We start from the raw sequence: 13,406 nt of genomic DNA, 5'->3' as shown, positions 1-13,406 counted from the left end.
ACCTATTAAATTTATTCTAATGAAAAAAATAATACTTCTAGTGTTTTTTTTCCTTTCCATACTAAAGGCAACCGCTCAGCAAGATCCCCATTTCACTCAATACATGAACAATATGAGTGTGGTAAATCCTGCGTATGCAACAGCAACCCCTTCAATACTTAATTTAGGAAGTTTGTATCGTTATCAGTGGGCTGGAATTAAAGGCGCCCCAAAAACCCTTACATTGTTTGCACATACTCCAATAAGTGAAAAGATCGAAGGAGGTTTCTCATTAGTATCGGATGATATTGGAGATGGAGCCAAAAAAGAAACTAATCTTTTTGCCGATTTTGCCTATGTGCTTCAATTGAATGAAAAACAGAAACTTTCATTTGGACTAAAAGCTGGCTTCTCTTCAATAAGTACCAACTTTAATGGTTTTCAATTGAATTCTGGTGATATTTCTACCGATAAAGCATTTGCAGAAAATATAAATGAAACCGTACCTAACATTGGAGTTGGGGCCTATTATTTTACCGATAATTATTATGTTGGACTTTCTGTACCAAACCTGCTTTCGGCAGAACATATTAAATCAAGAGCAGATATTAATTCTTTTGGTCCTCAAGAAATTCATACTTATTTGACCGGAGGATATGTTTTTGACATTAATGAAGCTTTCAAATTCAAACCCGCTGCTATGGCCATATTTGTAAAAGGAGCACCAGTTTCAGTTGATTTAACGGCAAATGTATTATATAATGAAAAGTTCGAACTTGGAGTAGCTTATCGATTTGACGATTCTGTTAGCTTACTGATGAATGTCAATGTAACACCAAATTTAAGAGTTGGTTACTCTTATGATTATGTAACTTCAAATCTTAGTCAATTCAGTTCTGGATCCCATGAAATTGTATTATTGTATAACTTGGATTTATTAGGCAAAGGATACGACAAATCACCTAGGTTTTTCTAAAAAAGTAAAAAATGAACAGAATATATATACTCCTTATCGTATTTTCAATCCAATTGATGCAAGCCCAACAACAGGATTTGCAAAGAGCCAATCAATTGTTTGGCAAAACCTATTATAGTGCCGCAATTCCGTTGTATGAAAAAGTAAGTGCCAAAAACCAAACTGTTGAAATTATTCAAAATTTAGGGGATTGTTATTTTTATACCAATGATTATGATAAAGCACAAGCTCAATATGCAATTTTAAGCAACAACAAAAATCTCAATGAAGATTTTTATTTTAGATATTCACAAACATTAAAAGCCAAAGGAAAATATGATGAAGCTAATAAAATCCTGCGAGAATTTTATTTAGCTTCAAATAACAATACAGCTATTGAAAAATTAGATAAAGACATCAAAACCTTAAAAAATGTTAGTGCTATAGGACAAAGATTTGACATTCAAAACTTAGCCATTAACACTGAAAATTCTGAGTTTGGCGCTGTTATTTTCAGAGATAATTTAGTATTTGCAGCAGTCAAAAAGAAACCCAATCTATTTGACAAAACCTATAAATGGAATAATGAATCGTATCTGAATTTAGTTAGTATTCCCTTAAAAAATGCAAACTCAAAAGATTCTATTGCTGCATATTTTTCAAAAGATTTAAAATCGCCTATGCACGAATCGAATGCTATTTTTACAAAGGATGGCAAAACCATGTATTTTACCCGAAACAATTCAAACAACGGTAGAAGAGGGAAGAATGCATCTAAAATATCAAACATTCAAATTTTCAAAGCTGAGTTACTTAAGAACAAATGGACAAATGTTATGCCATTGCCTTTCAATAGTCCAGATTATTCGGTTGAACATCCAGCTCTAAGTCCTGATGAAAGGACATTGTATTTTGCATCTGATATGCCAGGTACATTGGGCTCATTGGATATTTTTAGCGTATCAATTGATGGCTCTGTTTATGGAAAACCAATAAATTTGGGAGATAAAATAAATACCACCAAAAGAGAGCAGTTTCCATTTGTTTCTAAAGACAATAAACTATATTTTTCTTCCAATGGTCATGAAGGCTATGGTGCTTTAGATATTTTTGTTTCGGATATTCAAGACAATTCCTATTCTAAAGCTTCGAATGTAGGACTTCCAGTAAACTCGGGTTATGACGATTTTGCCTATTTTGTTGATTCTCACACGAAGGAAGGCTATTTTTCATCCGACAGACCCGGTGGAAAAGGGAAAGATGATATTTATTCTTTGAAAGAAACCAAAGAATTACTTATCGAAGATTGCAAACAATATATTGCCGGTATAATAACAGATGTCGATTCGCATCTTGCATTAGAAAATGCTATTGTAATATTGAAAAACTCTGCCAATCAAGAGCTTGAAAAAACAATTACTACAGCAGATGGAAAATTTAGTTTTACAATTGCATGTGAGTCTAACTATTCTTTATTGGCTACCAAAGAAAATTATACCGAGAATTCAAAATCGTTCCATATTTCGGGAGAAAGAAATAAATCGAATGATGGTTCTATGGAAATTCGATCCATGGATATTATCAAAAAAGAAGAACAAATAGCTTTGGAGAAAAAAATAGCTGCCGATTTAATTATAGCGCAACAATTGAAAGCTGCTGAATTAGTTGCACTTGAACAAAAAAAGAAAGCTGATGCAATTGCTCTTCAGGAAAAGAAAATAGCTGATACTAATGCCCTAAAGCAAAAGAAAAAAGATGATGCAATTGCTCTAGAGTCAAAAAGATTGGCGGACTTGGAAGCTGCTCAACAATTGAAAAAAGACAAACTTGCTGCAGACAAAAAAAATAAAGAAATTGCTGCCGCCAAGAAAAAAGAAAAAACGGCTGCTATCGTTGCTGCCGAAAAAGATGTAGTAAAAGATAAAGACCGATTAATTATCAAGACCGATCCAATCTATTTTGATTATAATATGTGGTATATTCGAAAAGAATCGAAAAGAATTTTGAATCGTGTTGTTGAATTAATGAACAAATATCCTGAAATGGTTGTAGAAATCGGTTCACACACTGATAATCGTGGAAATGCAAAATTCAACGCGGATCTTTCTCAAAAAAGAGCCGATGCAACAAGAGATTATATTTTGGAACAAGGAGTTCCTAAAAATAGAGTTCTTGCCAAAGGTTATGGAGAATCAGTTCCAATTGTAAAATGCATTCCTGATAACTCTTGTGATGAAGAACAACACGAATTAAACAGAAGAAGTGAGTTTGTGATAAAAAACTTGTAATAAATAATAACATACAACTGTATCATTTAAAAAAGGCAATCGGTTTTTAAAACCTATTGCCTTTTTTTATTCTATTAAAAAAATATAACAAATTGAAAATCAATTAATTTTTTTTTTTTCATCTTCTTAAGAAATAAAATTAAAAAAAAAATCATTTTAGTAAAACCAAAAGCAATCTGTTTGCGTAAATGTCTTTATATAACTTTTAAAAATAGATTTTTATGAAAACTAGAAAATTTTTATCGATTGCATTCTTTGGATTAATGTTAGGAGTAACGTCTTATGCTCAAAAAAGTGTTATGGTTGGAGGAGCAGCTATGTATCCTACCAAAAATATTATTGAAAATGCAGTAAACTCAAAAGATCACACCACATTAGTTGCTGCTGTAAAAGCAGCAGGTTTAGTTGAAACTTTACAAAGTGCCGGACCATTCACCGTTTTTGCCCCAACAAATACTGCGTTTGACAAATTGCCAAAAGGAACAGTAGAAAACTTACTGAAACCTGAAAATTTAAAAACATTGCAAACCATTTTAACTTACCATGTAGTTGCCGGAAGAATGAATGCTGCTGATATAGCAAATGCAATTAAAGAAGGAAATGGAAAAACAATGTTGAAAACAGTGAGTGGTGGAACATTAATTGCCTGGATGCAAGGAAAAGATTTATATATTACTGACGAAAATGGAACTAAAGCTAAAGTAACAATTGCCGATGTAAATCAATCTAATGGCGTAATTCATGTAATTGACACAGTTGTTTTACCTAAACAATAATTGTTTGTTTGATGTTAATTAGTTTATTGCTAAGTTCTGATTGATTACCAGAACTTAAAAAAATCCCAATGCTATAAAAAATTAGCATTGGGATTTTACATTTATTATAAAGAAATTATCTCAAACTTGCTCCAAGTTCTGTTTCAAAATTCTTTATTAGTTTATTCATGATTTTATCAATTTGTGTATCTTCAAGTGTTTTGGCAGTATCTTGAATCGTGAAACTCAATGCATAGGATTTTTTACCTTCAGGTAAATTTTGGCCTTCGTAAACATCAAACAAATTCACCTCTTTTAATAAAGATTTTTCTGTTTGTCTTGCTATAGTGTAAATGGCATCATAAGTTACATTTTGATCAACCAATAAAGCCAAATCTCTGCGAACTTCTGGATATTTTGGAATTTCAGTATATTTTATTTTACTAGACATTAATTTTAAAACCGTAGCCCAATTAAAATCAGCATAGAAAACTTCTTGTTTGATTCCAAAGTGCTTTAAAACTGATTTTTTAACAACACCAAACTCAACTAAAGTTTCACTTCCGAAACCTAATGCAATTCCTTCTGAAAAAACATCCGATGAAACTGCTACACTTTTTGCACTAGAAATACCTAATCTTGAAAGTATAGCTTCCACATACCCTTTGAATAAAAAGAAATCAGAAGGTTTCTGAGCATTTGTCCAGCTCTCTTGATTTCTGTTACCAGTTTGAAACAAAGTTAAATGCTTAATTTCTTCGTAACCAGCTAAAAATTTATGATATGATTTCCCAAATTCAAATAATTTTAAATCGGAATTTTTACGGTTAATATTATACGATATCGCCTCCAATCCAGAAAACAATAAAGACTGACGCAATGTTGCCAAATCACTACTTAATGGATTTAACATCGTTACATTGTACTCTTCTTTTAACATTTCGGAAAGCTGTACATAAGAAGCTGTAGTCAGTGAATTGGCCATCATCTCATGGAAACCTTGAGAATTCAATTGAGTTGCTACTGTATTTTGTACTTTATAATCTTCATTTCGTGGAGAATTAGAAACTGTCGCGTTTAGTTTTTTGGAGAATACAATATTGTTATAACCATACACTCTCAAAATTTCCTCAATCACATCAATTTCCCTTTGTACATCCACACGATATGCAGGAATAGTCAATCCTAGACCAGCATCCGAAACACTATTGACTTTAATCTCCAAAGAAGCTAAAATTTGCTTGATGGTATCTTTTGGTAATTCTTGCCCAATAATACGAGCTACATTATTGAAATTTAAAAAGACTGGAAAATCTTCAATTTTCTTTTGATAAATATTAACAATCTCTGATGTAATTTCTCCACCAGCCACTTCTTGTATCAGCAAAGCTGCTCTTTTCAAAGCATATTCGGTAATTGTAGGATCAATACCTCTTTCAAATCTAAAAGAAGCATCTGTATTCAGTTGGTGTCTTTTGGCTGATTTACGAATACTCACTGGATTAAAATAAGCACTTTCCAAGAATATAGAATTGGTTGTCTCAGTCACTCCTGATTTTTTACCACCAAAAACACCTGCTATACACATTGGTCCCTTTTCGTCACAAATCATCAAATCTTCCTCATGCAAAGTTCTTTCCACATCATCCAAAGTAGTGAATTTAGTTCCTGCTGGAAGTGTTTGCACAATAATTTTTCCATTGATTTTAGCCGCATCAAAAGCGTGCAAGGGTTGCCCTAAATCATGCAATACATAATTGGTAACATCCACAATATTATTTTTTGGATTGATACCAATGGCTTTCAATCTATTTTTCAACCAATCTGGAGATTCTTTTACTGAGATTCCAGAAATAGTAACTCCACAATATCTTGGCGCTAAATGAATATCTTTGACATCAACATCAATTTTCAATGTTCTTTTGTCAACTCTAAAATTACTTACTGATGGAGTGATTAATTCTACATTAATCCCTTTCTGTATTAACCCAGCTCTTAAATCACGTGCAGTTCCCAAATGACTCATGGCATCGGCACGATTTGGTGTTAAACCAATCTCAAAAACTTCGTCATTTTCTATTTTAAAAACGGTTGAAGCCAATGATCCTGCTACAATCACATCATCAAGTACCATGATTCCGTCATGACTCTCGCCAAGACCTAATTCATCTTCGGCACAAATCATTCCATGACTTTCCTGCCCTCTAATTTTTCCTTTTTTTATGGTAAATGCATTCCCTTCTTTATCATACAAAACGGTTCCAATGGTAGCAACAGGAACTTTTTGACCTGCTTCAACATTACTGGCTCCACAAACGATTTGCAAAGGAATCCCATCACCCAAATCAACGGTAGTGATTTTTAATCGATCTGCATCTGGATGTGGAATACAAGTAAGAACATGTCCCACAACGATTCCTTCCAATCCGCCTTTTACCGATTGGTATTTTTCTACGATTTCTACTTCAAGTCCTAAATCAGTAAGCAATGCAGCAGTTTCATCTGATTTCCAATCTATTTTAAGGAACTGTTTTAACCAGTTATAAGATATTTTCATTTTAAGTTATTTTCAATATTACTTCGTCCGTTTGCCTTACGGCCTCGGGGGCAAATATAATCAATGTTTTTTGAGGGTCAAAGTTAGTACACGCCAAAAATCAAATCTATTGCAACAAATTTTGACGCACTTTTTTATATAATTTCTTCTATATGTTTTTTAATGTTTTCAGCAATTTTTGTAGTTGGCAAATCATTTTCATCATAACCAAAAGGTTCTTCAATTTCTTCCGAAATCAATTCGATACTAACCAAAACATAAAATATAAAAGTTACTACTGGAATTACGTAATACCCTAAAGTAAATACATAAGCATAGGGCAGCGTTAAAACAAAAACAAAAATGAACTTTTTGATAAATGTACTGTAAGAATAGGGAATAGGCGTGTTTTTAATACGCTCACAGCCACCACATATATCTGTGAAAGATTGTATTTCATTGTGTAAGATAATCAATTGATCTCCTGATATTTTATGAGTAAGATACAAGTCATTTATTTTTTGAAACAACATTTTTGCGATTTGATTGGGTCTGTGTTTGTGAAGATCCAATGCTAAATCCACATGTTCAAACAATTGCATACTTGTTTCTTCATCTTTCAAATGCTTGTTCAGCATTGAAGCATAACTTGGAATTAATTTTCTAAAATAGGCCAAATCTTTCTCATCCTTTAATATAACCGAAAGTTTGATGGCTAAATTTCGGCTATTATTGACCAATGCCCCCCATAATTTACGACCTTCCCACCAACGGTCATAAGCAGAATTGATTCGGTAGGCCAATAACAAAGAGATTACAAAACCCAAAGTTGTATGAATTACAAAAAGGTTTTTTACGTGGCTGTTTTCAGTTAATTTGAAGTATTCAATCTCAAGATAAGCTATTATACCCGAATAAACTGCGATTATAAGTAATAATGGAAATAAATTTCTAAAAGTATCTGATTTGTGAAAACGAAAAATGTAAGCCAACCAAATTTTTGGATTGTATGAAATCATTATTTTTTTTTGTCAAAAATAATTAAAAATTAAGATTACCGGCCAATTCCCTTAATGTTATTTCAGATAATTTTGCTTGAAATTGGGCACTGCTTAAACGAATTCTTGAATTGATATAATTCAACTGAGCTGCTCTAAATTCAACAGATGTAATAGTTCCTATTTTAAATTTTTCGGCAGTAATTTCAAGATTTTGCTTAGAAATAGCTGTGTTATTTACTTCTAAATCAATTAAATCCAAGTTGGTCAAATACACCTGAAAAGCAACAGTCAAGTTACTTCTTAATTGGATTAACTGTTGGTCAATTAATAATTGAGAATTGTCAACTTGCATTTTTGCAATTTTTTCATTTCTGTTTTGTGCATCACCATCAAACAAATTCAAAGAAGCTGTAAAACCATAATTCAAACCATTTGAAGAAGATTGGGTCGTAAAACCAAGACTCGATTTTGATTCATTAAAATTATACCCAGTATTTACTCTAATTATTGGATATCGTTCTCCTTTTATTTGCTTCAAATACAATTCCGACACTTTTTTATTGATGATTTGCATCACTAATTCCGGATTTTGATTTTCTGCCAATGTTATTAGTTCTACCAATTTCAATTTTCGATCCACATTGATTCCTTCAGAAACTTTAAAATCAGTGTTTAAATCTCGGGCTAATATTTGGTTTAAAAGTGTTTTGGCATTGGCGTAAGTTTGTTTTTCCTTTAACAAATTACCAAGATCCGTGTTCAAATCCACTTGAGCATTCAGCACATCGAGTTTTGAACTTTTTCCGATAGTGTATCTGTTTTTTGTGAATTCCAATCGCTTTTGGGAAATTACAATTGTAGAATCCAAATCGGATAATTTTTGCTGTTCCTGAATCAAATCAAAATAAACCGAATTGACACTGCTTATTTTATTAATAATTGTCATTTTCAATTGGGCATCACTCATCTTTTGCAATTCCTTCAATTGCTCATACTTAGCAAACATTTTCATTCCGTCAAAAATAGTCCAATCCAAAGCCACACCATAACTCAAACTATTATTTTTAGCATTTTCCAATTCTACCGTATTCCCATCCAATCGGGTTTGGGAAGTGTTCTGAATGCTGTTATTATCAGTAGCCACGGCACTAATGGAAGGTAGCATTCCTGCATTTCCAATAGCTACATTTGTTTTGTCAATTTTTAAATTATTGTCGGCAATTTTTATTTCATAATTGTTTTCCAATGCTATTTTAACGGCATTTTCAAGAGTAAGCAATTCTTGTGCATTTCCTATTGCAAAGCAAAAGAAAAACAGCAGGAGGCTTTTAAGAAAAAGTTTGGTATTCATCATTGTTGTTTGTTTAAATAGATGCTAAGACACTAAGTGGCTAAGATTCTAAGTTTTTTGACTATATTTTTAATTTAGATACTAAGACTCTAAGCGGCTTTCCCGATAATTATCGGGACTAAGTTAAATTTACATTCTTTTCAAAAAAACTTAGTGATTCAGAAAATTAGAGTCTTAGCAACTCAAATTTACTTTTTTACTTCTTTTTCATATTCATCGATATGGTCAAATTCTGGATAATGTTTACGGGCTTTTGACCACATTAAATACAGAGCTGGAATTACAAATAGTGTAAGTACCAAAGAAAAAATAGTTCCTCCAACGATAACAACTCCCATTCCAATTCTACTTGTTGCTGCGGCACCTAGTGATAATGCAATTGGTAAAGCTCCTAATGAAATGGCCAAACTGGTCATCAAAATCGGCCGCAACCTTGACTCTGAAGCTTCTAAAATCGCTTCCAATTTTGGTTTTCCTTGTTCCCGTAATTGATTCGCAAATTCAACAATCAAAATGCCATTCTTGGTTACCAATCCAATCAACATAATAGTTCCAATCTGGCTAAATATATTCCAAGTTTGATTGAACAGCCAAAGTGAAAATAAGGCTCCGGCAACCGCCATAGGTACTGTCAAAATAATAATAAAAGGATCTACAAAACTTTCAAACTGAGCAGCTAATATTAGAAAAATCAATAGTAAAGCCAACCCAAAAGCGAAAGAAGTATTTGAACTACTTTCAACAAAATCTCTCGATTCCCCACCTAAATCAGTGGTAAATGAATCATCAAGAACTTTGGCTTTAATCTCGTTCATGGCATCAATACCATCGCTAAGACTTTTGCCTGGAGCAAGACCAGCAGAAACCGTTGCCGACATATATCGATTATTGTGATACAACTGTGGCGGATTACTTTGTTCTTCAATCTTAACAACGTTGTCCATTTGAATCAACTCACCTTTATTGTTTTTGACATACATAGACGTCAAATCCAGAGGCTTTGAACGATCTTCTCTTTCAAACTGACCAATGACTTGGTATTGTTTTCCGTTTCTGATAAAATAACCAAAACGTTGTCCACTCAAGGAGAGCTGTAAGGTTTGAGCAACATCTTTTACTGAAATCCCCAAACTTTCTGCTTTTTCTCTGTCAATAGAAACATTGATTTCGGGCTTGTTGAATTTTAAATTCACATCGGTAACAGAGAAAACATCACTTTTTGCTGCTTCATCCATAAACAATGGAATTTTTTCTCTTAATTTCTGAAAATTCGGAGCCTGAATAATATATTGAACCGGTAAACCACCACGTCTGTTAACTGCAATAGTCGGCTGTTCGATAACCGATGTTTTAGCTTCGGAATATTGACTTGTCCATTTGGTCAGTTTATCGGCAATTTCCTTTTGAGATATTTCTCTTTTATCTGGCTCAACCAAAGAGACACGAATGAAACCACTATTTACAGAAGAAGAACCGAACCCTGGGGAAGTAATCACCAAGCTTACTTTTTTTTCTGGAATGGAATCATCTACCAATTTGGAAACTTCCTGCATGAAGCGATCTGTATAATCATAGGAAGCTCCTTCGGGTGTGGTCATACGCATCACGAAACCACTTCGGTCATCATAAGGCGCTGTTTCTTTTTTCAAAAGATTAAAAAACAAATAAATCAACCCAAAACACACAATAAGTATAGGAAAACTTAACCATTTTCTTTTCATAAACCTTCCCAATGCGTCTGCGTAACCAGTATTTAGTTTTACAAAATACGGTTCAGTTCGAATATAAAATTTTGATTTTTTTTGTTCTCCGCTTTTCATCAAATAAGCATTCAACATCGGGGTCAATGTCAATGACACAAAAGCCGAAATCAACACCGCCGCTCCAATGACGACGCCAAACTCTCTAAATAATCGTCCCACAAAACCTTCCAAGAAAATTACTGGTAAAAATACCGCTGCCAAGGTGATTGATATCGAAATAACTGCAAAGAAAATCTCATTCGATCCTTTTATTGCCGCTTCAATTGGTGACATTCCTTCTTCTACTTTCTTAAAAATATTCTCGGTAACCACAATACCGTCATCGACAACCAATCCAGTAGCCAGAACAATGGCAAGTAGCGTAAGTACATTAATCGAAAATCCGAAAAGCCACATAATGAAGAACGTCGCAATCAAAGAAACTGGAATATCTATTAAAGGTCTAAAGGCAATTGCCCAATCCCTAAAAAACAAAAAGATAATCAAAATCACCAATATAATTGATATTCCCAATGTTTCGGCAACTTCAATCACTGATTTTTTTACAAAAACCGTGTTATCAATAGCAATATTCAGTTTGATGTCACTAGGTAAATCCTTTTTTAATCGCTCGAATTGCTTGTAAAACTCACTTGCAATATCCAAATAATTAGCTCCTGGAAGCGGTACAATCGCAACACCAACTAGGGGAGTTCCAGATTGAGTCATTTTGGTCTCCACATTTTCAGGTCCTAATACAGCAGTTCCGATATCGCTAAAACGAACTACTTTTTCACCATCTGACCTAATGATGATATTATTAAACTCCTCGGCTTTTGAAAGGTTTCCTATTGTTTTTACCGTCAATTCGGTATTACTTCCAGTAATTTTCCCTGAGGGTAACTCTACATTTTGGCTATTAAGAGCTTCTCTAACTTCGGCCACTGTACAACCGTAGGCAGACAATTTTTCAGGATTAATCCACAGTCGCATGGCGTATCTCTTTTGTCCCCAAATTTGGATTCCACTAACTCCCGGTATGGTTTCAAGTCGTTGCCCAATTATATTTTCGGCGTAATCACTCAGCTCCAAAGCACTTCGCGTATCACTTTGAACCGTCATCGAAATAATTGCATCACTATTGGCATCGGCCTTGGAAACAACTGGGGGCGCATCAATATCTTGTGGCAAATTCCGAATCGCCTGAGATACTTTATCACGAACATCATTAGCCGCTTCTTCCAAATTTTTATCCAAATTAAATTCGATTGTAATGTTACTGCTCCCTTGTGCACTAGAAGAGGTTACATTTCGAATTCCGTCTATTGAATTGATAGCTTTTTCTAAAGGCTCGGTAATTTGAGATTCAATAATATCTGAGTTGGCTCCAGTATAATTCGTGCGAATGGAAACTTGGGCCGGATCTATTGATGGGAATTCCCTAACTCCCAGATAAGTGTAACCTATAATACCAAACAAAATAATCGTTAAGTTCATAACGATTGTCATTACGGGCCTTTTTATGCTTAAAGTAGATAAACTCATTTAATGATTTTAGATTTTAGAGTGTTGGTTTTAGATTTTGGATTGAATACCAAAACCCAATACATAAACATTTTATTTGATGATTACTTTTACCTTAGTAGAATCTTTTAAAGACATAACACCGCTCGTCAATAAAGTATCCCCAGCTTTTAAACCAGAAAGAACTAGGATGGAAGCATCCGTTCTGGTAGCGGTTTCGACCATAACTTCTTTGGCCATACCTTTTTTGGCGATATACACTTTTTTACCGTTTTGAACCGGAATAATCGATTCTGTAGGCACTACGATTGCATCTTTTATGATACTCAAAGGCAAGGCAACATTGGCAAAAGTACCCGGCAATAATTTACCCTGACTGTTTTCTGTAATTGCTCTTACTTGAAGCGTTCTGGTTGCCACCGCAACTTCTGGTTCTATAGCATATACTCTTGCCGAAAATTTTTCATCAGAACCTTCAACTGTAAAACTTAAAGGTGTATTTGTTTTTACTTGCGAAGCATATTTCTCAGGTATTGAAAAAGTAATTTTTAGTTTACTATTGTTAACCAATTTGGCAACCAAAACAGTTGGTGTAATGTAAGTTCCGGGTGAAATGGCACGCAGTCCAATTTTTCCTGAAAAAGGCGCTCGAACCGAAGTTTTAGATATTTGTGCCTTGATTAATTGGCTTTGAGCCTGTGCTGATTTATGATCGGCTCTTGCAATGTCATATTCCTCTTGACTAATGGCTTCCTTTTGTAGCAATAACTTTGCTCTTCTTTCATTTTCGGCAGCCAAACCTTCTTTGGTACTGGTTTGAGCCAATTGTGCTCTTAATTCAATATCATTGACTTTGAACAAAAGTTGTCCTTTGGATACATTACTTCCTTCCTGAAAATAAATACCTTCAACAATTCCTGAAACTTCAGAACGTATTTCTATTTGCTCATTGGCTTCAATCGAACCCGAAAGTGACAAATTATTATCAAATGTCGTAGGATGAACTACAATTCCTGTTACAGTCATTGGCTTATCCTTTTCATCTTTACCTTTTGATCCACTGTTTTTTGAGTTATTATTAGCAATTCTGTAGGCAATAAATCCACCAAACCCTATTATTAATAAGGCATAAACAAGATTTTTTATTTTCATTTTATAAAATTAAAAGAAGTTTAACGTATCCTTTGATAAGGAATAAACAAAATTAGGTTTTAGAATTGTTAAAAATAGATTTGTTAATTTTTATTTAACGTTTGTACATACAAATATTAAAAC

The 13,406-nt window shown here is 33.6% G+C and carries 8 protein-coding genes; 3 read left to right on the top strand and 5 right to left on the bottom strand.

The annotated features are described in order from the left end of the window. The first annotated feature begins 19 nt into the window (after nt 1-19). The 3 genes from B0E44_RS02120 to B0E44_RS02110 all read left to right on the top strand — a co-directional run bounded on the left by B0E44_RS02120 (nt 20) and on the right by B0E44_RS02110 (nt 3,998). On the top strand, nt 20-955 hold the full coding sequence (locus B0E44_RS02120) for a type IX secretion system membrane protein PorP/SprF (RefSeq protein WP_077370554.1): 936 nt from the start codon (nt 20-22) through the stop codon (nt 953-955). 11 nt (nt 956-966) lie between these two features. Further along, complete coding sequence (locus B0E44_RS02115; RefSeq protein WP_077370553.1) at nt 967-3,222, top strand: OmpA family protein; 2,256 nt, start codon at nt 967-969, stop codon at nt 3,220-3,222. Nucleotides 3,223-3,443: 221 nt separating this feature from the next. Further along, entirely contained in the window at nt 3,444-3,998 is a 555-nt protein-coding gene (locus B0E44_RS02110) for a fasciclin domain-containing protein (protein ID WP_077370552.1), read from the top strand. A gap of 115 nt (nt 3,999-4,113) precedes the next feature. On the opposite strand, the gene pheT is transcribed toward B0E44_RS02110, so the two are convergent. The 5 genes from pheT to B0E44_RS02085 form a co-directional block, all read right to left on the bottom strand. Next, nucleotides 4,114-6,534 carry a phenylalanine--tRNA ligase subunit beta gene (gene pheT, locus B0E44_RS02105; RefSeq protein WP_077370551.1) on the bottom strand — a complete coding sequence of 807 codons (2,421 nt, stop codon included), beginning with the start codon at nt 6,532-6,534 and terminating at the stop codon, nt 4,114-4,116. A gap of 134 nt (nt 6,535-6,668) precedes the next feature. Continuing rightward, complete coding sequence (locus B0E44_RS02100; protein WP_077370550.1) at nt 6,669-7,532, bottom strand: bestrophin family protein; 864 nt, start codon at nt 7,530-7,532, stop codon at nt 6,669-6,671. 22 nt (nt 7,533-7,554) lie between these two features. Next, on the bottom strand, nt 7,555-8,865 hold the full coding sequence (locus tag B0E44_RS02095; RefSeq protein ID WP_077370566.1) for a TolC family protein: 1,311 nt from the start codon (nt 8,863-8,865) through the stop codon (nt 7,555-7,557). 188 nt (nt 8,866-9,053) lie between these two features. Beyond that, a complete protein-coding gene (locus B0E44_RS02090) occupies nt 9,054-12,152 on the bottom strand; it encodes an efflux RND transporter permease subunit (RefSeq protein ID WP_077370549.1) in 3,099 nt (1,032 codons plus the stop codon). 72 nt (nt 12,153-12,224) lie between these two features. Next, nucleotides 12,225-13,283: an efflux RND transporter periplasmic adaptor subunit gene (locus tag B0E44_RS02085; RefSeq protein ID WP_077370548.1), complete on the bottom strand. Its 1,059-nt coding sequence runs from the start codon at nt 13,281-13,283 to the stop codon at nt 12,225-12,227. Nucleotides 13,284-13,406 lie beyond the last annotated feature (123 nt).

The sequence above is a fragment of the Flavobacterium sp. A45 genome, from assembly GCF_002001005.1.
Classification (GTDB): domain Bacteria; phylum Bacteroidota; class Bacteroidia; order Flavobacteriales; family Flavobacteriaceae; genus Flavobacterium.
Note: the sequence above shows the minus strand (reverse complement) of the source record. Positions and strands in the feature narration are given on the sequence as shown.

Excerpts from the sequence above, each read along its gene's own strand:
- B0E44_RS02120 (WP_077370554.1), top strand. The coding sequence starts at position 20 with ATGAAAAAAATAATACTTCTAGTGTTTTTTTTCCTTTCCATACTAAAG.
- B0E44_RS02115 (WP_077370553.1), top strand. The coding sequence starts at position 967 with ATGAACAGAATATATATACTCCTTATCGTATTTTCAATCCAATTGATG.
- B0E44_RS02110 (WP_077370552.1), top strand. The coding sequence starts at position 3,444 with ATGAAAACTAGAAAATTTTTATCGATTGCATTCTTTGGATTAATGTTA.
- pheT (WP_077370551.1), bottom strand. The coding sequence starts at position 6,534 with ATGAAAATATCTTATAACTGGTTAAAACAGTTCCTTAAAATAGATTGG.
- B0E44_RS02100 (WP_077370550.1), bottom strand. The coding sequence starts at position 7,532 with ATGATTTCATACAATCCAAAAATTTGGTTGGCTTACATTTTTCGTTTT.
- B0E44_RS02095 (WP_077370566.1), bottom strand. The coding sequence starts at position 8,865 with ATGAATACCAAACTTTTTCTTAAAAGCCTCCTGCTGTTTTTCTTTTGC.
- B0E44_RS02090 (WP_077370549.1), bottom strand. The coding sequence starts at position 12,152 with ATGAGTTTATCTACTTTAAGCATAAAAAGGCCCGTAATGACAATCGTT.
- B0E44_RS02085 (WP_077370548.1), bottom strand. The coding sequence starts at position 13,283 with ATGAAAATAAAAAATCTTGTTTATGCCTTATTAATAATAGGGTTTGGT.